Source organism: Micromonospora sp. NPDC050686, from assembly GCF_040654475.1.
In the GTDB taxonomy this organism is placed as follows: Bacteria; Actinomycetota; Actinomycetes; order Mycobacteriales; family Micromonosporaceae; genus Micromonospora.
In genome coordinates this window covers 84,680-107,311 of sequence record NZ_JBFAID010000017.1, presented here as the reverse complement: position 1 = coordinate 107,311, position 22,632 = coordinate 84,680, and the positions used below count along the sequence as shown (strand labels likewise).

Annotated in this window: 18 protein-coding genes; 15 read left to right on the top strand and 3 right to left on the bottom strand. The window is 74.9% G+C overall.

What is annotated here, in order from left to right; translation table 11 throughout:
* Window positions 1–90: 90 nt before the first annotated feature.
* Complete coding sequence (locus tag AB0H57_RS14690; protein WP_357506440.1) at window positions 91–1,596, bottom strand: hypothetical protein; 1,506 nt, start codon at window positions 1,594–1,596, stop codon at window positions 91–93.
* Between the two features lie 326 nt (window positions 1,597–1,922).
* Between AB0H57_RS14690 and AB0H57_RS14685 the strand changes: the two genes are divergently transcribed.
* The 15 genes from AB0H57_RS14685 (at window position 1,923) to AB0H57_RS14615 (ending at window position 19,209) form a co-directional block, all read left to right on the top strand.
* Window positions 1,923–2,873 carry a hypothetical protein gene (locus tag AB0H57_RS14685; protein ID WP_357506438.1) on the top strand — a complete coding sequence of 317 codons (951 nt, stop codon included), beginning with the start codon at window positions 1,923–1,925 and terminating at the stop codon, window positions 2,871–2,873.
* 40 nt (window positions 2,874–2,913) lie between these two features.
* Window positions 2,914–4,086: a hypothetical protein gene (locus tag AB0H57_RS14680; RefSeq protein ID WP_357506436.1), complete on the top strand. Its 1,173-nt coding sequence runs from the start codon at window positions 2,914–2,916 to the stop codon at window positions 4,084–4,086.
* A 13-nt stretch (window positions 4,087–4,099) separates the two neighbouring features.
* Complete coding sequence (locus AB0H57_RS14675; RefSeq protein ID WP_357506434.1) at window positions 4,100–4,531, top strand: hypothetical protein; 432 nt, start codon at window positions 4,100–4,102, stop codon at window positions 4,529–4,531.
* A gap of 27 nt (window positions 4,532–4,558) precedes the next feature.
* The gene (locus AB0H57_RS14670) at window positions 4,559–4,813 is read left to right on the top strand and encodes a hypothetical protein (protein WP_357506432.1); all 255 of its coding nucleotides are present in this window, start codon (window positions 4,559–4,561) and stop codon (window positions 4,811–4,813) included.
* A gap of 3 nt (window positions 4,814–4,816) precedes the next feature.
* Window positions 4,817–8,047 (top strand): hypothetical protein, encoded by a 3,231-nt coding sequence (locus AB0H57_RS14665; protein WP_357506430.1) that lies wholly within the window; start codon window positions 4,817–4,819, stop codon window positions 8,045–8,047.
* On the top strand, window positions 8,044–9,528 hold the full coding sequence (locus AB0H57_RS14660) for a hypothetical protein (protein WP_357506428.1): 1,485 nt from the start codon (window positions 8,044–8,046) through the stop codon (window positions 9,526–9,528). The genes AB0H57_RS14665 and AB0H57_RS14660 overlap by 4 nt, the downstream gene beginning before the upstream one ends.
* Window positions 9,504–10,031 carry a hypothetical protein gene (locus tag AB0H57_RS14655; RefSeq protein ID WP_357506426.1) on the top strand — a complete coding sequence of 176 codons (528 nt, stop codon included), beginning with the start codon at window positions 9,504–9,506 and terminating at the stop codon, window positions 10,029–10,031. The genes AB0H57_RS14660 and AB0H57_RS14655 overlap by 25 nt, the downstream gene beginning before the upstream one ends.
* Window positions 10,031–10,636, top strand: a complete 606-nt coding sequence (locus AB0H57_RS14650) for a hypothetical protein (protein WP_357506424.1) — start codon at window positions 10,031–10,033, stop codon at window positions 10,634–10,636. The genes AB0H57_RS14655 and AB0H57_RS14650 overlap by 1 nt, the downstream gene beginning before the upstream one ends.
* A complete protein-coding gene (locus tag AB0H57_RS14645) occupies window positions 10,633–12,633 on the top strand; it encodes a hypothetical protein (protein ID WP_357506422.1) in 2,001 nt (666 codons plus the stop codon). Before AB0H57_RS14650 ends, AB0H57_RS14645 begins: the two co-directional genes overlap by 4 nt.
* A gap of 9 nt (window positions 12,634–12,642) precedes the next feature.
* On the top strand, window positions 12,643–12,972 hold the full coding sequence (locus tag AB0H57_RS14640; protein ID WP_357506420.1) for a hypothetical protein: 330 nt from the start codon (window positions 12,643–12,645) through the stop codon (window positions 12,970–12,972).
* A gap of 1 nt (window position 12,973) precedes the next feature.
* Entirely contained in the window at window positions 12,974–13,462 is a 489-nt protein-coding gene (locus AB0H57_RS14635) for a hypothetical protein (RefSeq protein ID WP_357506418.1), read from the top strand.
* Window positions 13,455–14,891 carry a hypothetical protein gene (locus AB0H57_RS14630; protein WP_357506416.1) on the top strand — a complete coding sequence of 479 codons (1,437 nt, stop codon included), beginning with the start codon at window positions 13,455–13,457 and terminating at the stop codon, window positions 14,889–14,891. Before AB0H57_RS14635 ends, AB0H57_RS14630 begins: the two co-directional genes overlap by 8 nt.
* 7 nt (window positions 14,892–14,898) lie before the next feature.
* Window positions 14,899–17,232, top strand: a complete 2,334-nt coding sequence (locus tag AB0H57_RS14625; protein WP_357506414.1) for a hypothetical protein — start codon at window positions 14,899–14,901, stop codon at window positions 17,230–17,232.
* Window positions 17,233–17,242: 10 nt separating this feature from the next.
* A complete protein-coding gene (locus tag AB0H57_RS14620; RefSeq protein WP_357506412.1) occupies window positions 17,243–18,376 on the top strand; it encodes a hypothetical protein in 1,134 nt (377 codons plus the stop codon).
* A 122-nt stretch (window positions 18,377–18,498) separates the two neighbouring features.
* Window positions 18,499–19,209, top strand: coding sequence for a BTAD domain-containing putative transcriptional regulator (locus AB0H57_RS14615; protein WP_357506410.1), 711 nt, complete (start codon window positions 18,499–18,501; stop codon window positions 19,207–19,209).
* Window positions 19,210–19,756: 547 nt separating this feature from the next.
* Here AB0H57_RS14615 and AB0H57_RS14610 read toward each other — a convergent pair.
* Both AB0H57_RS14610 and AB0H57_RS14605 read right to left on the bottom strand, forming a co-directional pair.
* Complete coding sequence (locus tag AB0H57_RS14610) at window positions 19,757–21,526, bottom strand: sulfatase-like hydrolase/transferase (RefSeq protein ID WP_357506408.1); 1,770 nt, start codon at window positions 21,524–21,526, stop codon at window positions 19,757–19,759.
* A gap of 122 nt (window positions 21,527–21,648) precedes the next feature.
* The gene (locus tag AB0H57_RS14605) at window positions 21,649–22,521 is read right to left on the bottom strand and encodes a CDP-alcohol phosphatidyltransferase family protein (protein ID WP_357506406.1); all 873 of its coding nucleotides are present in this window, start codon (window positions 22,519–22,521) and stop codon (window positions 21,649–21,651) included.
* Window positions 22,522–22,632 lie beyond the last annotated feature (111 nt).

Genomic DNA, 22,632 nt, shown 5'->3' with positions numbered 1-22,632 from the left:
CGTGGCCTCCATGGTCATCGTTGCTTCGCAACGTCGATCATGGACACCCTCGCTTCTATTCGCTGCCCCGTACCCCTTGGAATAGATCGTCTAGGCCGGCAGCTCCACCCCGGAGCGCGGCCCGCGCCGCTGCGCCGGCAGCTCACCGGCCGGCGGTCCACCCAACGCCGGCAGCTCGTCGGAGCGGCCGGGCAGCGCCGGCGCCTCGTCCGGGCGGCCGGGCAGCGCGATCGGATCGAGCCCCGGACGCGACCCGTCGCCGCGAAACTCCGCCGGCTCGTCGGCCCGGACCAGTTCGCCGACCGGCACGGCCTCGCGCCGAGGCACCACCACCGGGAACTCGGCGGTCTCCGTACCGCCCGCCGCGGCCGCCATCACCGCCGCCGCGGCCAGGTCCGCCACCCGCTTCGCCTCGGCCTTGACCCGGGCCCGGACGTCCTTGGCGTGCCGCTCCACGTGGTCGGCCGCCCGACGGGCCTCCTCCAGCCGGGCCACCTCGCCGCCCAGCTCCCGGCGCACGTCGCCGAGCTGCTGCCGGGCCTGGTTCAGCTCCCGCCCGACGGTCGCCTCATCCTCCCGCAGCCGGGCCAGCTGATCCTGGGTGACCTCCAGCTCGGACCGCACCTGGCTCAGCGTCTGCTGCCGCTCGCCGAGCTCCTGCTGCACCGAGGCGAGCTGGTCGTGCAGCAGGCTGGCCTGCTCGTCGGCGCGCTGGCGGACCTCGGTGGAGTACTGCTGGGCCTCCGCGATCAGCGCGGTCATCTGCTGCTCGGCGGCACTGTGCTGATTGGCCAACTCCTGCTCGGACGCGCTCCGCGCGTCGGCCAGCTCCTGCTCCGCGGCGGCCCGCCGCTCGTCCAGCTCCTTCTCCACGTTCGCCCGCCACTGGGCCAGCTCCTGCTGGCTCTGCGTACGGGCCGCCTGGATCTCCTGCTGGATCTGCGTCCGCGCCGCCTTGGTCAGCGCCTCGCTGGCCGCCCGGGTCTGGGTGATCTGCCGGGCGCTCTGCTCGCTGATCCGCTTCGCCTCCTGCTGGGCCCGCTCGTGCGCGGCCTCACCGTCGGCGCGCAGCTTCTCCGCCCGCTCCCGGATCGCGGCTAGCTCCGCCTCGGCGGCGGCCCGCCGCTCCTCCTCGGCCCGGTCCTGCTCGGCCCGCCGCGCGGCCAGCTGCTCCTCCAGCTCGCGCAGCGTCTCCGCGCCCCGCTCGCGCGCCTCGGCCAGCACCTTCTCCGCCTCGGCGTGCAGCTTCTCGGCCCGCTCCGTCGCGCCCTGGGTGATCTGGCCGGCCTGCCGTTCGGCGAGCTCGAGGATCTGGTCCACCATCGGACCCAGGTCACGGAACGAGGCCCGCTCCACCTGGGGCGTCCGCTGGCGCGCCTCGGCCACCTCCGCCTGCAACCGCTGCACCTGGCCGGTCAGCTCGGTGACCCGCGCGGCCGTCCGCTCCCGCTCCGCGGTGAGCCGGGCGAGCCGCTGGTCCAGGTGCTCGACGTGCCGGTCCACCTGTCGCTTGTCGTAGCCGCGCAGGGTGAGATCGAAACTCGGCCGCGACCCGCTGTCGTCGCGCACCGTGAACGGCTGCTCGCCGTGGGACATCCGCCATCCTCCGTACCGTCGAACGCCAACCGCGGCCGGCGAAAGCCGCCGGCGGACATGGCGTGGCGCCACGCTACCGCCCGCCCCCGCCGCGATTGAAGCCCCGGCCCGCCGATCGCCGACCGACCGACCGGCCGGCCGCCGCGGTCCACCGTCGCCGGTGGCCGATTGCGGCCAGGTCCACGATGGGCGCGGGCGGCCCCACCGGCCGGTCGGCGTGGTGGTGACGGTACGGCGACGGCACCGCGACGCGACCGGTGACGATCACGAGACACCCGCCCCGCCATCCTCTGCCGTGTACGGCCTGGCATCGAGGGGGGAGCGGCGTGGACTTCGTGGACTCCATGCTCGTCCGGCTCGGCGACCCGGCCACCCGCGCCGGGGTCCTCGACAACGACGCGCTGGCCAACCTGGTGGCCGCCGCCTACGACACCAAGGCGATGCCGGTCGGCCCGCCCTACGCGGCGGTCTTCGACCAGCTGACCGTCGGGTACGTGACCCCGCAGGTCACCCTCGCCGAGGGCGAGTGGATGGGCGCCGGCGGGCACGAGCGCACCGAGCTGCGGCTGCGGCTGCACGGCCTCGGGCCGGCGCCGCTGCGCGTCGACGCGCTCTGGCGGGGTGGCCTGGTGGTCCGCACCGCCGCCGCCCGGGACCGGGTCGAGGCGGTGGAGCTGGCGCTGCCCTCCTTCGACGTCGACCCGGACATCGTCGCCGACCTCGGCGCGCTGCCCGCCGACCCGACGGTGCTGGAGGCCGAGCGGCGCACCCGGCTGGCGGCCCGGGTACGCGCCGGTCTGGACCAGCCGGCCGCGTTCACCGACGCGCACCTGGACCGGCTGCTCGTCGCCGCCGGCGCCGGCAGCGCCTCCGACCTGGTCACCCGGGCCCGCGGCCAGGCCGGCACGGCGACCGTCCAGCTGCGCTACGCGCCCCCGCCGGCCGCCGCGCCGGCGCCGCGGCGGCTGCCGTTCGCCGCCGCGGTGTTCGTCCGCGCGGCCGGCTTCTCCGTCGCCGACCTGCTGGTGCAGAGCCGGCTCGCCCGCAGCCGGGCCGAGGAACTGGGGCTGGAGGTGCCGGCCACCGACGACGTCCGGCGGCGGCACCGGGTGGTCGCCGTCTGGATCGTGCCGGAGGCCACCTTCGACGACACCGCCTGGCCGGGCGGCGAGACCGGCAGCGCCCAGCAGCGGCGCGCCGACCGGTATGCCCGCGCCGGCCGGTGGCTCGCCACCGAGGGCGTCGGACTGGCCGCCGTGCCCACGTCCCGGCCCTGACCACCCTGAAGACCACGCACCGCATCCGCTGGGAGGACCCGTGCCAGTAACCGCAGCTTTCCCGTACATCGAGGTCCGGATCGTGCCACCGGCGCCGCCACTGGCGCAGCGCTCGCCCGGCGTCGTCGCCGTGGTCGGCAAGGCGCCCGCGAACGCCGACGGCGGCGCCGCCCCGGCCAACACCCCCGTGCGGATCGAGACCCTCGACGACGCGGTCACCAACTTCGCCCGCCGCAACGCCGGCAACGTGCTCCGCAACGCGCTCTACAACTCGCTGGAGCTGGCCCTCCTGCAGAGTCCGCGCCCGGCCAAGGTGTACGGCGTCAAGGTCTCCGGCGACAACTACGCCGCGGCGCTCGGCGGCCTGGAGGCGGCCGACGACGTCACCATGGTGTCGCTGGCCAACGAGGCGACCGTCGGCAACCCGGCCGCCGGGGCGAACCCGCCGACCGGCCTGCACGCGCTCAAGGCGCACGTGGAGGCGATGTCGGCGGCCGGGCAGGCGCGCATCGGTTTCGCCATGACCGACCCGGCCGGCGCGAAGAGCCCGACGTACGTGGCGGACACTGTGGCCGCCGTCGCCGGGCTGAAGAGCAGCACCAGCCGGATGATGATGGTCGCCGCCCGGGGCGCCGACGGCGACGCCGCCACGGCCGCGATGGCCGCGGTGGCCGGGCTGCCGGTGCACCACAGCATCGTGCTGAAGAAGGTCCGGGGGCTGGCCGTCCCGGTCGCCCGGCAGTACGCCCCGGCCGAGATCAAGGGCCTCTCCGAGGCCGACATCGTGCCGCTGATCGACTCCGACATGATCGTCGGGGAGAGCCTGCACTTCGCCGACGGCCGGCTGTTCACCACCGACGCCAGCCTGCTGTACATGGACCTGGTCCGCACCCTCGACCAGATCACGTTCATGCTGCGTGCCGGGCTGATCGGGCTGATCGGCGACGCGCGGATCACCAAGCCCGGGATGACCCTGCTGAAGACCCAGGTGGAGGGGATCCTCGGCCCGCTGAAGCGGTCGGCGGTGATCGACGACTACGCGGTGCAGATCCCGGTGCTGGACATCCTCAGCCTGCCGGAGTCGGCCCGGGACACCACCGACAACGCGATCGTCACCGCCGCCCGGGCCGACCGCACGGTGGACCTGGTCGTCACGGTCACCTACGGGCCCGCGGTGAGCCGGCTGCTGGTCACGCTCGTCGCCAAGTTCTGAGGAGAAACCCGTCATGGAGTGGAAGACCCGACTCGCCGTCCAGTACACGAAGGACTCGGAGACGGTCCTGATCAGCCCGATCGACTCGTTCACCCCGTCGTTCTCGCTCAACGTCGAGGCGTTGCACTCGTGCGAGGTGACCCACATGGGCGCCATCTACGCCCCGGTGACGATGAACTTCACCATGACGGTGAAGGCGATCGGGGACGTCGCCGGCCGGCTGACCAAGCTGGCCCTCGACGGGCAGCTGTTCGACATCTCGCTGCTGGAGCACACCGGCGACGACTGGTCGTTCTCGTCGTTCGTGCTGCGGGACTGCCTGATCACCAGCGCGACCCCGAGCACCGCCACCATCTCCGGCGCGCCGGCCGCCACCTTCAGCGGGTTCAGCCTCGGCGCCGAGGTGGACCCGAAGGTCGGCGACAAGTCGACGCTGCCTCGGTGAACCGTCCGGAGCGGAGGGAGGACGGCGGTGGCGACCGGTGAGGCACGTGCGGCACGGGTGACCCGTACCGGGCTGGCGCTGGTGCACGCGGGCGAGCTGGTGCTGCCCGCCGCCGGCAGCGAGGCCGAGGCGGAGCGGGTGGCCGAGGACGACCGGGCGGTGATCTCGTACCACTTCCCGGTCGAGATCGAGGTGGTGGCGGCCGGCGTCGAGCTGGACCCGGACGCCCTCGCCGACCTGGCGCTGAGCCGCCTCGCCGAACACCTCGAAGGGCGGGTGTGACCGGTGCCGGTGCAGGTGCGGATGCCCGTCCGGGTACGCCTCGACCCGCGGTCGCTGGCGCAGCGCCCCGACCGGGTCGCCGAAGCGGTGGCCGTGGCGCTGGCGCGTGCCCTGGACCGGTCCCGGCGGGAGGCGGTCGAGCCGCGGGGCGGCTACCTCGGGGTGCGTACCCTCGACCCGGTCTTCAGCTGGACGGGCGACGCCGCCGCCGGGGTGCCCGGGCCGGCCCGGCGCGACTTCGAGGCCCGGCTGCGCGCGGTGGTCGCCGACGCGGTCGACGCGGCCCGGCTCGATCCCGGCCTGCCCGAGGGAGTGGTGCTCCCGCTGAGCGAGCCCGCCGCCGAGGTGGCCGACCCGATGCGGGAGAGCGCCCTGCTGCGCACCTACGAGATCCCGTCCTACCAGGGCGGTGGCGCGCCCGAGGTGATCGACTTCAGCGACGAGCCGGCGGTGGTCGTCCCGGTGGTGCACGACTGGGTGCTCCGCCCGGCCGCCGACCTGCGCGAGCACCTGATGGACGTGATCCGCGAGGCGGTCCGGCAGTTCGGCCCGCTGCCCGCCGACGCGCCGCGCGGCCTCATCGTGAAGACCACCGACCCGTCCGGCCGCCCCGCCTGGGCGGTCGTCATCTTCACCACCCCGTGGACGACCTTCTCCTTTCCCGGCTTCGGGGAGCTGGTCCTGGTCCCCGGCCCCAACCCGCGCTTCGAGGAGCGGCCGTCCGACCCGCCCGCGGTGCCCGGCACCGCCACCCGCCAGCTCATCACCGACCGGGCCGCCCTGGTCGCCGCCACCGCCGACCTGATGGGCCCCGACATCCGGGCCCGGATCATGCGGGCCCAGCCGCAGGGCGAGACCACCAGCAACGACGAGTACCAGCGGCGGGTCGACGCCGCGGTGGACGCCGAGGTCGTCCGGCGGGTCGACGGGGTGCTCGCCGGCACCGGCGGCGCCGCACCCACCTCACTGGTGGTGGTCCGCCTCGGCGGGTCCTTCATGCTGCTGGTCAGCACCGAGAGCACCGACGCCGGCCTGCACTGGGACGGCACCGCGAACCTGCTGCCGGTCACCGTGGAACGCCCGCGTGGGCGGGCCGGCGGCGACGCCGGGGGCGGCGGGACGGCCGGCAGCGGCGGGGGCGGTTCGGGCGCGGCCGGCACCGGCGGCGCGACCGGCGCGGGCGGCAGCGGCGCGGGTGGCGGCGACGGGGACGGCGACTCCGGCGGCGCGGGTGGCCCCAGCGTCGGCATCGGCAGCGGCGCCGGCGGCGGGTCCTTCGTCTACGACCCGACCGCGCCGACCGCGCCAACGGCCCCGCCGGACAAGGAGGCCAGCCGGTTCCCGGTGGTCCGCCGCCCGGGCCTGCCCCGTGGCGAGCCGCGCGGCTGCGCCCCGTTCAACGGCGAGCCGTCCCTGGCGGAGCTGGGCTCGGCCGGCGACGGGCTGCGCCGGGCCATGGAGGACATCGCGTTCCGGCTCCAACTGGGCAAGATCTGCGAGTACCCGGCCAACTTCTGCCTCCAGGCCGCCGAGGCCCTGTTCGACCGGGCCGCCTCGATCAGCGCGTACATCAGCGTGACCGAACGCGACGGGTTCACCCAGCCGACCCCCGAGGGCGACGGCGCGCTCGGGTCGTTGAACTTCCGCCCGGTCGCCTCGCCGGCCGTGCAGTTCCTCCGCCATCTGGCCGGGGTGGTGCCGCCGCTGCACCGGCTCGCCCTGGCCGTCATGCGCACCTACGAGCAGCCGGAGCACTGGGCCAAGGTGCACGGCGGCTGGATCGACTCCCCGGCCTCCTGGGACCTGCACTTCCTACGCGAGTTCACCCCGGCCACCGAGGCGGCCGTCGGGCAGGTCCTGGTCACCGGCAGCCAGGCGCTGCTGCTGCAACTGCTGCTCAGCTCCCGGACCGGGATCAACGCCCGGATCACCAACTTCGACCGGTACGCGCCGATCTTCGAGCGGCTGCTGGTCTCCCAGCTCTCCGACTACGTCGAACTCCAGGACCTGCGGGACAGGCTGCGCCGGCACGGCACCGCCACCTGGATCCAGGACCACACCGGGTACGCCGGTGGCGCCGTCGCCGCCGCCTCGGCGGTCAACCCGGCCACCGCCTGGTTCGGCGCGGCCCGGTCGCTGTCCGGGGCGTTCCTCGTGGCCGAGTCGGCGTTCGCCACGCCCGGCGCCGCCAAGGAGATCGTCACCACCGACGGGGTGGTCCGGATCCGCGACTCGCACGGGGTGATGTGGACCGAGGCGGAGCTCGAACAGGCGATGGTGATGCAGCGCGGCCAGGCGGAGGGGATCGACCCGCTGGTCAAGCAGGTCACCGACCTGCCCGACGTGATCTGGCGGTTCCGCACCGACCCGACCGCGATCCGCCGGGAGCTGCGCCGGCTGCTCACCGAGATGAGCGACAACAACACCGAGATGATCGGCAAGGTACGCGCCGACGCCATGTTCGCCTTCCGGGCCAGCCGGATCCGGGACAACATCCCGTCCGCCACCGTCCCCGGCAGCCGGTACGCCCTGCAGGGCGTCCACCTGGTGGTGCACCAGGAACTGGGCGAGTTCTTCGCCGGCGACTCCTTCTACGCCCTCGGCATCGACGCCCTGTTCAGCGCGGAACTCGGCCGGGAAGAGCTGATCGGTTTCGGGCTCAACGTGGGCATCGTGCTGCTGTCGGTGCTCTGCCCGCCGCTGGGTTTCCTGGCCGGCGTGGTGGTCGCCGCCAACGACGTGCGGCACGCCAAGGAACGGGAACGCCTCTACGGCTCGATGCTCGACCCGGAGCTGGTGCTGACCCGCGCCGAGGTGGAGGCGGAGCTGTTCGCCGCGTACCTCGGGATGGCGCTGTCCCTGGTGCCGGAGGTCGGCACCATCGGCGGCGCGCTGGCGCGCGGCGGCCGGGTCGCCCTGCGCGCTGGCTTCCGCTCCGGGCTGCGCGCCGCCCGCGGGTACGTGGCCCGGCGGATCAGCCGGCAGATCATCGAGGCCGCCTCCCGCGACCTGCTCCAGGCGTTCATCACCGAGATCCTGATGACCGAGGTGCTGGGCCGGATCATCCAGAAGGCCCTGGAACCGGTGCTCGCCCACATCGAGCGGGAGGCGATGCTCACCCAGTCGGTCGGCGGGCCGGAGGGCGCCCGGTTCATCCTGATGGTGCTCGACCAGGAGCGGGCGGGCGCTGCCCCTGCCGCCGGGGCGGTCGGCGCCCCGGTGGTGCGGCCGTGACGCCGCCCCGCCGGTTCCGGGTCGGCCGGATGCTGGACGGCGCGGCGGTGCGTGCGGCGGCGGACGCCCACCCCCGGCTGCGCGCGTTCATGCGGACCATCGCCGAGCGCAGCGAGCGGGGCGAGCCACGTTCCCGCGCCCTGATGGAGTTCATGATCAGGCGGGTGGCCGACGACGTAGGCCAACTGCACCTGGGCAACGCCACGGTCCGGCTGGAGCGGATCCAGGTGTTGCGGGAGAACATCGCCGCCATCCTCGACCACGTCCTCGACGGTGGCGACCTGCCCGAGGGCATCCGGATGGAGACGCTGGGGGATTACTTCGAGCAGCTCAACACCGAGATGCGGGAGCTGTCCGGCCCCCGGGAAGCGATCGTCGGCGACGGCCCGCTGCCGCTGTACGACAACGCCGCGGCGTACGCCCAGTCGCTGCTGCGCGAGTTCGAGGCCGCGCAGGGCGGCCATCCCGGCGGCGTCCACGTGGAACCGTCGGCGGAACTGGCCGCGGCGTTCCACCGGCTGCCCCCAGACCAGGCGGCGGCGCTGCGCCGCGCCAGCGCGCTCGACCATCGCGGCGTGTGGCGCCGGATCTCCGCCGAGACCGAATCCGGCGCCCGGCAGGCCGGCAGGGAACTGGAGGCGGCCCTCGCCGGCCGGATGACCGCCGACGAGCTAGCCCGGCTGCGGTCGGCGCTCGACGAGATGGGCAAGGCACGCAACACCGCGTTGCAGATGAACTCGGCCCGGCTCGCCGAGGCGCTGGCCCGCCTCGGCGACGCCGACCTGCGCGCGGTGGTGGCGAGCGGGGACGTCTGGCTGCTGCAGCAGGTCGCCGCGCACAACCCGCAGGCGCTGACCGAGCTGTGGCAGAACTTCCGCCGCAACGGCGGGGCCGCCGGCGACGCGGGCGGCTTCCGGGCGTACGTCCGTAGCGAGATGACCCACTACGGCCGGGCGGCCGTCGGAGAGTACACCGCCGCCTTCTCGCTGAGCAGCATCAAGCGGTTCCTGCACGGCCCCGACGCCGACGTGCGGGTGCGCGGCATCGACCTGATCGGCATCGGCCACGACGGCTGGTTGTGGTTGATCGACGACAAGTCGCACGCTGCCGGCAGCGTCTCCTCGGTCACCGCACTTACCGACAACCTGACCACCAACCTGCGCAACAGCGCGGCCGACATCGCGGCCGTCCTGGACGACCTGTCCGCCCGGGAACCGGGCTTCGTGCCCGATCCGCAGGTGCTCGACGCCCTCCAGCGGATGCGTGACGCCGCCGCGGAGGTCGACCGGATCAACCGCACCGGCAAGCCGACCAACCGGCCGGCCCGGATCGCGCAGGCGCTGGAGGACCGGCGGCTGCGGCTGCGGGTCACCAGCGCCGCCGGCCAGGTCACCGAGCTCAGCCGGGCGCTGCGCGAGCTGGGCCTGGCTGTCGAACCCGCCGGCATCACCGTGCCATGGCCCAACCCCGGAGGGCGCTGACGATGGGCTTCACCAGCAGCTTCATGAAGTACGGCACGGTGCCGTCGGCGGTGATCAGCGACGGTGTGCTGCCCGTCCCACTGTGGGCGGTCACCGCGATCTCGCTGTCCCAGACGTACCACCTGCCGCCGATCGGCTCGACCGCGCACAAGGCGATCATGGCCACCCACGACGACACCGTCACCCTCACCGGCGTCTTCGTCGGCGGCGAGCGGTACGCCTGGAAGCTCGCCCTGGAGACGATGGCCGAGGCGAGCAAGCGGGGCACCGCGCTGGCCGCGTACTCGGGCGGCCGGTTCGGCGGGCTGATCCTGGTCACCTCGATGACCATCCGGACGGACATGCAGGTGCAGTCGCTGACCGTCTCCGCCTCGGCCGCCCGCCGGGACGTGCTCGACGTCAGCCTCACCATGGCCCACGTGCCGCGGCCCAGCCTGCTCGGCAAGCTGCTCGACGTGGCCAGCATCGGGGTCGGCGCCCTCGCCGACGGGTTGGGGTCGTGATGAGCTTCCCGATCGAGCGCTACCTGCTGCCGGAGGCGCCCTCCGGGCCGCCCGCCGGCTTCACCGAGGTGCGCCGGCCGCTCACCGCCGGCCTGCCGCAACGGATCGACCTCGGCGCCGCCGCGCACGCCGTGCTGATCCTGCCCACCGGGCTGGCCCGGCAGTGGCTGGCCGCCGACCCGCTCGCCGTGGTCACCACCTCCGCCGACGAGTCGGCCCCCCGACCGGTCCCGGCGCCCCGGCCGCTGCCGGCGCTGGGGGCCCGGGTGCCGCTGCGGCTGGTGGTCCGGCAGGGCACCCGCGTCCTCGGGTCGGTGCCGTTCGCCGCCGGCCTGCGCCGCCGCTGCGGGCCGCTGGAGGTGGTGGTGCTGGGCTGGCACCTGACCGCCGGGACGGTCCGCGGCTCCGGTGACTACGGCTCTTGGCTGGCGGTGGGCTGGCGGGCGGCCGACGTCGCGGTCGACCAGTTCGGGCCGCCGCCGATCAACGTGTTCGTCTGGCGCCGGCGGCCACCGGCCCAGCGCATCGAGTCCGAGCAGGGCGCCGCCCGGCTGCGGTACCACCACCGGTTGCTGGACAAGAAACTGCGGAGGGTCGTGCGATGACACTCACCCCGTTCCAGTCGAGCCAGGTCAACCAGGGCGCGGTCGGCAACGACGCGGGCTGGACCCTGGAGTTCCACCGGCAGACCCCGGCCGGCCTGGCGCCGCTGCCGCTGACCCTCTCCAGCAGCAGCTACTACGCCGCGATCGACGCCACGCTGGAGGAGGGGCTGCGGCCCGGCGCCTTCAAGATCACGATCGAGGGGCTGACCGACGAACACTTCGCCCTGTTACGCGCCGGCGAGGCCCCACTGGTCGCCAAGCTGCACCTGTACTGGCGGGACGCCAACACCAGCGTCGGGGCGTTCTTCACCAACCTGGTCGGCCTCAACGCCGGACCGTCCGCCGAGGAACTGCACCAGTCGCTCGTCGCCGAGCTGCGGGTCAAGAAGATCCGCCGGATCTCCGGCGACAAGACGTACGACACCGAGCTGACCCTCATCGAGCAGGCGTACGCCCGGCTCGGGCAGCGGGTCGCCACCCGCTTCGAGGCGGCGAACTTCTCCGCCGCGGTGGCCGCTATCGGCCAGCGGACCCGGGTGTCGCTCACCACCTGGGAGGCCAACCCGGACGGCACGATGACCCGCCCGACCGGGGAGGCGACCGGCGCGGAACGGGTCGTCCTCGGCCAGGGACTGCTCTACACCTCCGCGCTGGAGCGCATCGGCGAGGCGCTCGCCCACTCCCGCAACCGGTACGGCCGGTCCATGCTGCTGATCCGGGACGGCACCGTGCACGTGGGCGCGCGGCCCATCCCGTACCCGGAGGGCGAACCGAAGCCGCTCACCCTCGCCACCGGCCTGCTGGAGTGCACCGAGGACGAGCCGCGCGGCTCCGACCCGTACGCCGCCACCGAGTCGGCGGGCACCGCCGCGCCGGCCAAGCCGGCGTGGACGCTGACCTGCAAGGGCCGCCCCGACCTCAAGCCCGGCGACGTGGTCCGCTTCGACCCGCCGCCCGGCAACGAGGCCACCACCCTGGGCACCGTCGGCGCCGCGCTGCTCGGCTCGTTCGCCGCCCCGTTCGCCCCGTCCACCGGCGAGCTGGGGCCCGACGCCAAACTGCTCTACGTCAGCTCGGTGCGGCACCAGCTGTCCAAGACCGCCGGCTTCGCCACCGAGGTACACGGCGTGGAGATCCCGGCCACCGGCGCGGCGGCCTGGGACACCTGGTCCGACGCCACCCCGGCGGCCGGCGCGGAACCGGCCGCCGGTGCCGGGTCACCCGGCACCGCCGCCGCCGAGGCGGTCCGCCGGGCGGCCCGCGCCGCCACCGGCGAGGCCCGCGGGCTGGAGGTCGGCGAGGTACGGGCGGTGGCCACCAACGCCTCCGGCGCGGTCGAGCCGCCCGCCCAGACCGAGACCGTGTGGGAGGGACTGGTCCGCCCGGACGGCCGGCCCAACGGCGTCCGGCGGCTGCCGCCCCGCCGGGAACAGCCCACCCCGCTGCCCGGCGTCAGCTACCTCACCCCGTTCGCCTGGGGCGGCTGCGGCCTGGTCCTGCCCCGCTACCCGGGCACCCGGGTGGCGCTGGCCTACCGCAACGGGCGCCCCGACGACCCGGTCGACGTGGGCGCGCTCTGGCCCTCCGGCCACGCGCCGGTCTCCGAACCGGGGGACTGGTGGCTCTCGCTGCCCGTCGGGGTGGCGACGGGCGACCGGTCGTCGGTGTCCGACGGCGCGGTCCCCGCCGACCACGCCGGCAAGGTGGCCCACGACCTCACCGACGGCGACGGCAACCGGGTGATCGAGCTCGGCGAGCTGACCGTCCGGGTGGGCCGGGCCAAGCTCCAGGGCCGCGGCCACCGGCCGGCCCGGGCCGCCGACGCGGACAGCATCACCATCGAGCACGCCGGCGGCGGCTCGAAGATCGTCCTCAAGCAGGACGGGTCGATCACCATCACCGGCAAGCGGATCGACCTGGACGCCGGCAGCGGAAACATCAACCTCACCGCCGCGAACGTGGACGTCCACGTCAGCGGCTCGATGAACGTCCACTGAGGAGCAGCCGTGGCAAAGGTCCTCATCAGCTCCAGCAGCGTGACCTGCCCGGGGCAGGGCAAGGTCAGCCCGGCCGGGCGGCCCCGGCTCACCGTCGGCGGGGTCCCGGTGGTCCGGCTCGACGGCATCAGCGGCAAGTCGGTCTCCGACTGCACGACCCCGGACGACCCCAACACGTCCAGCGTGAAGTGCCGCGCGGTCGTCTCGGTCGGCGGCCCCGCCGGCAAGCTGAAGGTCGACGGGGCGGGGGTCGCGCTGGACACCAGCACCGGCAGCACCGCCGGCAGCCAACCCAAGCTGGCGTTCAGCGCCGGGCAGAGCAAGTTGACGGCGGTCTGAGATGGACCGCACCGAACGCGAACGGGAGACCGCCCGCAACCGCTACCTGGGCTGGGGGCTCGCCTTCACCGAGACCCTGCCCGGGATCGACATCGCCCGCGACATCTCCTTCACCACCGGGCCGAACGGCCGCACCCTGGACCTGGTCCGCGGGCCGGACAACGTCAGCCAGGCCCTCGCGGTCGCCCTCACCACGCTGCGCGGCGCCAACGTCTTCGACGCCGAGTTCGGCTTCGACGGCCTCAACGCCCTCGCCGAGGACCTCGAACCGGTGCTGATCCGCGAGCAGGTCCGGGTCGCCGTCATCACCCTGCTGCACCGCGACCCACGGATCCGCCGGATCGTCGACGTCAACCTCGACGACGGCCGGCTGGGTGCCGGCGCCGACCCGGCGCTGCGCGCCTCGCGCACCCTGCGGGTGGAGGTCCAGTTCGAAACCATCACCGACGACCGGCTCGCGGTGCGACTCGGGGAGCTGCCCAGTGTCTGAGCCCATCCTGCCCACCGAACCGGCCGACGTGCTCGCCGTCGACGCCGAGGCGCTGCGCACCACCGGCTCCGCCGGCTTCGGCGTCGTCGACACCGGCTTCGTACCCAAGTCCTTCGCCCGGCTGCTGGCCGAGAAGCTGGCCACCGCCCGGCTGCTCTTCGGCGACGACGTGGACCTCACCACCGGCTCGGTGCTGCGCAAGGTCTTCGAACTCGCCGCGCTGGAGGACGCCCGGCTCTGGGCCACCTGCGGCGCCGTCTACGACAACACGTACGCCGTCTCCGCCGTCGGCGACGGGCTGACCCGGCTCGGCGAGGACCTCGGGATCCCCCGGCCCGACCTGCAGGCACGCGGCACCGTCACGCTGAAGCTGGCCGGGGCGCTGCCGGCCGGGCGGACCGGGATCACCCTGCCCCGCGGGGCCCGGCTGTCCACCCCGGGCGGGCACCACGTGGCGCTGGACGAAACCGTGGTGCTCACCGCCGCCGCCCCGCAGCGCAGCCCCGCCGTGGCGGCCTTCCACCCCGGCCCGTCGCACAACCTGGACCCGGCCCGCCCCGACCAGCGCATCGACCGGTGGAACCGGGCTGACACCCTGCTGACCGACCTGGACGACGCCGAGCAGGCCGCCGGCGCCGAACTCGTCCAGATCACCCACACCACCCCGCTCACCGGCGGCGAACTCCAGGTCAGCGACGCCCGGTACCGGCAGCTGCTGCTGGCCGCGCCCCGCTCGGTGTGGACCTCCGAGGCGATCGGCCTGGCCGTGGCGACCGTGCCCGGCGTACGGCAGGTGCAGGTCTTCGACGGCCGGGGCGGGCTGGACCTCAACCAGTCAATCTTCGGCAACTTCAACTTCATCGAGCGGGTCTTCAGCACCGAACGCGACCTGGGCAACCCGTACTACTTCTCGGTGCTGGTGGCGCCCACCGCGGCGGCCATCTGGGAGGGGCCGGACGGGTTGCAGGCCGCCGTCGAGTCGGTCATCGAGGACCTGCGCCCGGTCGGCGTCTTCGCCGCCGTGGAGCGCGCCGAGGAGGTCGGCATCGGCGTCGAGGCGGACCTGGTGATCCGGGGCCTGCCGCTGCCCACCGGTTCGAAGGAGACGGTCAACGCCTCCACCGCCGCCGCCGAGCTGCGGGCCCGGCTGCACGCCCGGCTACGCCGCTACGTCGACGAGCTGCCCTTCGGCGAACCGGTCCGGGTGGCCGAGGTGATCTGGACGCTGATGAACGAGCCCGGCGTCGCCGACGTCCGGGACCTGCGGCTGGTCCGCTTCCCCGCCGACTCGGCCGTCGTGGTCACCGCCACCGCGCCCGCCGGGGACGGCGTGCAACGGCTGGCCGTGGGCGCCAACGCCGTGCTCGCCGCCAACCAGGTGCCCGTCTACGTCGACCGGGACGACCCCCGGCCGTTCCGGATCGTGTGAGGTGACCATGACCGACCTGCGGATACCGGTCGACGGGGCCGACCCGTCCGTCGAGCGCAACGTCGTCGACCAGCTGGAGGGCCCCTGGGCGGGAACCGTGCGGCGGGTGGTGCTGCCGCTCGCCGCCGACGGCACCGCCGACGTCGACTGGACCAGCCGGCACCCGCTGCTGACCGCGGTGCTGCGCCGCGACCTCGGCGAGGAGACCGTCCGGGTCCGGGTCACCCCGAACGGCGGCGGCCCGCTGCCCGCCGGGGTGTTCGCCCCCTGGTCCGCGGCCGGGGCGTCGGTCCCGGTGCTCGCCCCGGACACCGCCGCCGAGCCGCTGGTGCCCGCCTTCCGGGTCGCCGTGCTGGTCGAGCGGGCCGGCGAGAACGGCACGTACGCCGCGGTCACCGGCGCCGCCGCCCGGGACCTGGTGGAGCTGGCCGTCGTCGAGGGCAACCTGGGCCGGCTGCTGTACGCGGTGACGTACGAGAAGAACCGGCTGCGCCGCGCGCTGCGCGAGGTGCACGCGTACCGGACGCTCGGGCACGCCCGGCGGGACGCGCTGGACCGCATCGGCGCCGACGTCGGGGTGCCCCGGTTCATCGACGAGCTGGTGCACGACGACGCCACCGGCGAGGTGTACGCCCGCCGGCTGCCCGACCCGGGCCGGGAACCCGACGCCGCGTACGCCGCCCGGCTCGGCCTGTACCGCCGGTTCCTGCTGCCCACCCCCGGCGCCGTACGCCGGCTGCTGAACGGACCGGGCGCGCCGACCGACCCGAACACCGGGCTCTTCGCCGACCTGCCCGGCGGCGCCCGGTTCACCCTGCGCGAGGAGGACGACCAGTTCGCGGTGGCGGTCGCGCTGGTCGCCGTGGGCGGCGCCCAGCACCGCACCAACTTCCTCGCCCAACTGCGCCGGGACCGGCTGATCCTGCCGGCCAACACCCCGCCCAACAACACCACCCACGCCGCCCGGGCGCTGCCCGCCCGGCGGCTCGCCGAGATCACCGCGCTGCGGGCCAGCCTGCGCCAGTCGTACGCCTTCGACAGCGCACACGGCGTCGCGCCGCCGCTGGCGGTCGCCCTGGACCGCGCCGGCCGGGTCTGCCGGGCACTCGGCGCGAGCGTGACCTGGCAGGTCAAGCGGGCCCAGGACGACGCCGGCGGCAGCCGGTACGAGCTGGGCCTCGGGGTGAACCTCACCCCGCCCACCGGCGCCCAACTGGCCGACCTGCGCGGTCGGATCCTGAACACCGGCCGGGCGGTGACGGCCGACGCCACCGCCGAGGCGCTGATCGTCGCCGCCCGGGCGGCCGGGGTGCCCACCGCCACGGCCGACCCCGAGGCGGCCTGGCTGTGGCGCGCCTGCGGGCTGCCCACCGCGCACCGGGTCGACAGCGCCACCCTCTACCTGTCCCACCTACCCACCCGGGGGCTGGCCGTCACCGCCCCGGCCACCGCCGCCGTGCAGGCCGCGGTGCCGGTGCAGGCCCGGTTCCACGCCCCCGGCGACCCGGGCGGCAACGCGCTGCTGCTCGCCGGACTGGCGGACGCGGCGGCGGCGTGGACCGGAGGCGGCGAGACCGCCTGGGCCGGGCTGACCGACGCGCAGGCCCGGACCCGCTGGGCCACCGTGCCCGCCCGACCGGCGGGCCAGCCGGTGCTGCTGGCCCTCGCCGCCGCCGGGCTGCCCGCGGTCGGCGACCCCGGGCCGGTGGTCGCCGCGCTGAACCAGCTGCCCGACGAGCTGGTCGAGACCGTCGAGCTGCCCGCCGCGTTCGCCGCCGGCCTGGTCGCCAACCAACCGGCCGCGGTGCAGCGGCTGGCCCGGCTGGTCGGGGTGCTGCGGGACAACCGGCTCGCCGCCGTGCTGCCGCTGGTCGACGCCGGCAACCGGGTGCTGCTCGTGGTGAGCGTGATCGGCCTGCCGGAGGCCGGGATCAACCTGTCCGAGCGGCGGGCCACCGGCTTCCGCTGGTACACCGTCGGGCTGGGCGGGGGAGCGGGGGAGATCAAGGCGGTGGGCAGCCGCACCGTGCTCCGGCCGACCGCGCCCGGCCTGGTCGCGGTGGTGGCGCTCTCCTACGTGCGCACCGGCCTGACCGACCCGTACGAGTTCCGGGTGGAGCTGCCCGACGGGGTGGCGCTCACCCTGGCCCAGTACGAGCGGCTGATGAACGTGCTCACCCGGGTCTGCCCACTCGGCGTGGAGGTCAACACGTACGCCCTGCGCCGCGACCACGTCGACCTCGACGGGGACGGGGCGGCCGAGCCGCTGCGCCCGGCCGTGGCCCGCACCTTCCGCCAGTACCGGCAGCGCCGACAGCGCGGCGTGTACGACCAGCTCTGAGAGGACCACCATGGCCATCGAGATCAACTACGACGGGCTGACCGTCGGTGAGCTCTACGAGACCTTCACCAAAGCCGGGATCGACAAGTCCGAGGCCAGCGTCCTGGTCTCCTCCTGGATCTTCGAGAACGTCGGCACCGCCAAGCGGGTCTTCAACTACGCGGAACCGTTCCCGGCCGTCGAGCCGTCCTGCGCGCCGCCGTCGTTCGTCCGGACGTTCACGCACAGCGACTGGGTGGACGGCGAGGACGTGGTGCAGGCCGGGCAGACCACCGGGGAGCTGGGCTTCAACGAGCGCTTCCACCGCATCGAACACGACCTGGACCACCTCGGCACCGACGTGGCCAAGGCGTTCTCCTGCCTGGCCGCCATGCGGGTCAGCCTGCGCAAGCTGCTCGACGAGATCCGCGCCGAACTGAACCGGCTCAACGCCACCACGCACGACTCGGGCGCGATCACCGGCGGGCCACTGGTCGTCGACAAGTACCCGAACTATCCCCTCGCGGCGCTGGACTTCGGCCGGTACATGGGCACCACCATGTTCCTCGACAAGAAGGTGAGCGTCTGGCAGACCCGACAGGGCACCGTCGTGCTGCCGGCGGTGGAGACCGTCGGGGTGGACGCGGTCGCCGGCACCAAGCTCAAGGGCGCCGCCCAGCTCAACCGCTACTTGTTCGAGCGGGACGACCCGCGGCGGCGCTTCCCCCAGCAGGTGCGGGTCGAGGAGTTCGTCCGGGTCTTCGGCGACGAGGTGCTGACCGACGGGCGGACCGTGCGCGACGTGCTGCGGACGCTGCCCGCCGACGGGGTCTACGACAACCTCGACCGGATGGTCGTCGAGCTGGGCGAGCGGGAGGCGGCGATGGTGCGCACCACCACCGGGGCGCCGGCCGCGGTGGCTGCCGCGCTGGGCGTCGACACCGCGTTGCAGAGCGTCTCCGACGGCGACGTGGCCACGCTCACCGCGGTACCGACCCGGGCCCGGCAGGCGCTGGTCAAGGCCGGGATCAACACCATCGGGGCGCTGGCCAAGACGCCGTCGGAGAAGCTGGTGTCCATCATGAAGGAGAACCAGGTCGGCGCCACCATGGGCGACGCGGCGGAGTGGACGGCGTACGCGCAGACCCTCACCCGGCTGCGCTGAACGGGTGAGCCGGGGCACCTGTTCGGGTGCAGCCCGGGTCATGGTCGCGACACAGCGTTGACCGGCGGTCTCCGCTCGGCGGAACGTGGGAGGCCCGAGGCGGGATCACCGAAGGGCTCTCCATGGTTCCGACGCAACGTGTCCCGTACCACCTGCGGCTGCTGGGCGGCTTCGCGCTGGACCGCGACGGCCGGTCGCTGCCCAGCCCGCACAGCGTGCGCCGACTGCTCGCCCTGCTGGCCGTGCACCCGCAACGTGCCCGTGCCGAGGCGGCGGGCCTGCTCTGGCCGGACTCCGGCGAGGAGCGGGCCCGCGCCAACCTGCGTACCGCGCTGTGGCGGTTGCACCGGCTGACCCCGGTGCCGCTGGTCACCGGCGACGAACGGCTGGCGCTCTCCGACGTGGTGGAGACCGACGTCGCGGTGCTGGCTGCCACCGCCGGCCGGCTGGTCGACGGTACGGCCGTCGACCTGCGCGCCGGCCACGTCCTCGGCGGCGAGCTGCTGCCGGGCTGGTACGACGACTGGGTCCTCGCCGAGCGGGAACGGCTGCGGCACCTGCGGCTGTCCGCGCTGGAGGCGCTCGCCGCCCGGCTCACCGCCGAACGCCGCTTCGGCGAGGCGATCCAGGTAGCGCTGACCGCCGTGCACCTGGAGCCGCTGCGGGAGAGCGCCACCCGGGCGCTGATCACCGCGCACCTCGGCGAGCACAACTACGCCGAGGCGGTCCGCCGGCTGGAGGTGTTCCGGGCGATCCTGGACCGGGAGTTGGGGGTGCGCCCCACCCCGGACCTCGAGCGCCTGGTCCGCGCCGACGCCCTGCTCGCCGGCTGACGCCGCACCACCCCGGGTCCGTCCCGGCCCGCGTCCGTCCCGCCGGCCGGGGCGCCGTGGACCGCCGGGTGCTCACGGTCGAGTGGCACCCGGGCCGGCGGGTGCTCCCGTGGCGGCCCACCCGGCCACCGTCGCGCCCTGATCGCGCCGTGCCGGGCCGTACGTCGGTGGCGTGTCGGGCCGTACGTCGGTGCCGGGCCGTACGTCGGTGGCGCGCCCGGGTGCCTCTTGATGCCTACCAACTTGATGACGCAAACGAATCACGACGGCCGTCGATGCCGTCTCGTCTCGTCGGGGCCATGCCATGCTGCCTGCGAACTCGACGCGCCGACGAATCACGGCTCCTGCCGACGTGGTCGAGGATGATTCGTTCACGTCATCAAGTTGGTAGCGTGCGCGAGAGGTTCCCTCAGCCCGCGCCGCCCCGGGCCGCAGCCGCGCCGGGCCGGGCCGCAGCCGCGCCGGGCCGGGCCGCAACCGCGCCGGGCCGGGCCGCAACCGCGCCGGGCCGGGGCTCCGCCGATCGCATCGCGCCGTCGCCCCCTGCTCAGCCGGCGAACGCGGCGAGGAACCTGTCCCGGAAGGCGTCCATCGGCCAGACCGGCGCGTCCGGCCCGGGGCGCAGGCCGTCCTGCCAGCCCCAGCCGGCGATCCGGTCCAGCACCGCCGGATCCCGGGCCACCACCGTGATCGGCACCTCGCGGCCGGCGTCCGGGCCGGTGACGATCGGCGCCGGCTGGTGGTCGCCGAGGAAGACCAGCACCAGGTCGTCGTCGCCGTACCGCTGCAGCCAGGAGATCAGGACACCCACCGAGTACTCGATCGACCGGCCGTACGCCGACCGGACCCGCGCCGGGTCCTGCCAGACGGCCTCCGGCGACTCGCCGTGCGCCGGCATGCCCAGGTACGCCGCGCCGTCACCGGCCCGCGCCCAGTCGACCGGGCGGGGCAGCGGTGCCCACGGGGTGTGGCTGGACACCAGCGGGATCTCCGCCATCAGCGGGGCGTGCCCCGGCCGGCCCCGTTCCAGCCGTTGGAAGGTGGCCAGGGTGTACTGGTCGGGCATCGGCGCGTAGCTGAACCTGGGGCCCCGGTAGCCGAGCCGCTCCGCGTCGTAGTAGCGGTCGTAGGTGTAGAAGCTCCGTTGCGGCCAGGGCTGGGTGGCGGCCGGCAACACCCCGACGGTCTGCCAGCCGGCCCGCCGGAACGCCCCGTTGAGGGTGAGTCGGTCGCTGGCGAGCAGGTCGGTGTGCCGCTGCTCGTTGTCCACCCACAGCCCGGACAGCAGCGTGGCGTGCGCCAGCCAACTGCCCCCGCCGGCCGTCGGCGAGGTCAGCCACCCGCTGCGTGTGGCGAACCCGGCGGCGCGCAGCCGCTCGGTGCCGTCGTCGAGCACCCGGTTCACCCCCGGGGCGATCCGCGGGTCCTGCACCGCCACCCGCCCGTAGCTCTCCACGAACGTGACGACCACGTCCTTGCCGCGCAACCCGCTCAGCAGCCGCTCGTCCGGGACGTCCCGGAAGGCGTCCACGCCGATCCGGGCGGCGAAGGCCGCCCGGTCGTGCAGGCCCGCCCGTACCCCGGCGGCGTGCTCGTGGACGAGGGCGGTGGCGCTGGCGTCGGCTACCGCGACCCCGGGCGCGGTCCGCACGCCGAGCAGGGCGCAGACCGTCCACACGACGGTCAGCGCCGCCACCGCCCGGGTGGTGCCGGCGGGGTGCCGGCGGGCCAACCGGGTCAACCGCAGCACCGACCGGGCGGTCGCCAGCACCAGCCCGGCGGCGAGCAGTACCGCTGCCACCGCGGCGGCGATCGCACCGGCCCGGCCGACGGAGTCGGTCAGGAAGCTCAACCCGTCGTCGAGCATCGCCCAGTCCAGCACCAGGTCGAACGGCCGGGCCCGGGCCTCGAAGAAACCCATGTCGAGCAGCTTGAGCACGGCCAGCAGGCCGAGCGCCGCGCCGACCAGCGCGGCCACCACCCGGCCGGCCCGGCGGGGCAGGGCGAGCAGCAGCGCGGTGGCGAGCAACGCCTCGAGCGGGATGCGGACGAACGCGGCGGGTCGCAGCGCGTCGATCCGGTTCGGCGCGGTGAGCGCGGCCAGCACGAGCAGCGCCGCCAGGCCGGTCGCCGTCGCGGCCGCGAACCGACGACCACGGCCGGCCCGTGCCGGGTCACCGTCCGGCCCGGTTCGGGCCGGGTCACCGTCCGTTTGGGCCGGGTCACCGTCCGGCCCCGTTCGGGTCGGGTCACCGTCCGGCCCGGTCGGTTCCGCGTCGACGCCGGGGCCGGCGCCGGCCAGGCCGTCGGCGTCCACTTCGGTCCGGCGAGGGTCCGCCGGCGGCGCAGCGCCCTGGTCGGCTGGTCCGGGACCGTCGGGGATATCGGATGTCGCGTCGGTGCCCACGGCGTTCTTCCTGGTCGCAGGGGTGTGCTGGGTCAGGCGGCCTGCCGCGCCGGTGTCCGGGCCGCAGCCTGCCCCGGCACCACCGCCCCGGACCGGCCGGCCGGCGGCACGGGATGACCGGCCGCCGCCGCGGGCCGGCCGTGGGCCGTCGCCGGGTGTACGGTCGGCGGTGCGGAGTGGCCGGGGCGGGGGAGCGACCCGACGGCCTCGCGGGAGGCGCGGTGCCGCCACAGCCACCACACGTCCCGGGCGAACGACTCGACCAGCAGCGCCAGCGCCGCCGCCACCAGCAGCGCGTCCAGCGGGCCGGGCAGCACTGCGGCGGCGGCCACCACCAGGGCGACACCCTGCACGGCGGCCACCACCTTGCGCCACTGCCGCGCCGGCAGCGAGCCGCGCAGCCAGGGCAGCGGCCAGCTCGCCGCGACGAAGGCGTACCGCATGGCGCCGATCGCGAGGGCCCAGCCGCCGACGGCCGGTGCGACGTACGCGCTGAGCACCAGGATCAGGAAGGCGTCGACCTCCATGTCGAAGCGGGCGCCGAACCCGCTGGCGGTGCCGGTGCCCCGGGCCACCCGGCCGTCCACCCAGTCCAGCGCGAGCGCCACCGCGGCCAGCGACACCGGCACCGCGGCCGGCACCTGCCCGCCGGCGAGGACGTCCGCGGCCAGCGCCGTCACCCCGCCGACCAGGACGGCCCGGGCGAGGGTCACCCGGTCGGCCGGGCGCAGCCCGGGGGTGCCGTCGAGGCGCAGGCCGTGCCGCAGCAGCCCGTACTGCGCCAGGCCGTGGGCGAGCCCGACCAGCCAGCCCGTGACGCCGAGCCCCACCGCTGCGGCGAGGACCGCCAGCAGGACGACCTGGCCGGCCAGGCCGGTGACCGGGCTGTTTCGAACCGTCCGCACCGTTCCTCCGTGACTATGATCGACAAACCCCTGACCATCAACACGGAAAACGTGACCGAACGGTTCGGTCTGAAACCCGAAGGCCCGGGTGGGATGCCGACGAGGGAGGAA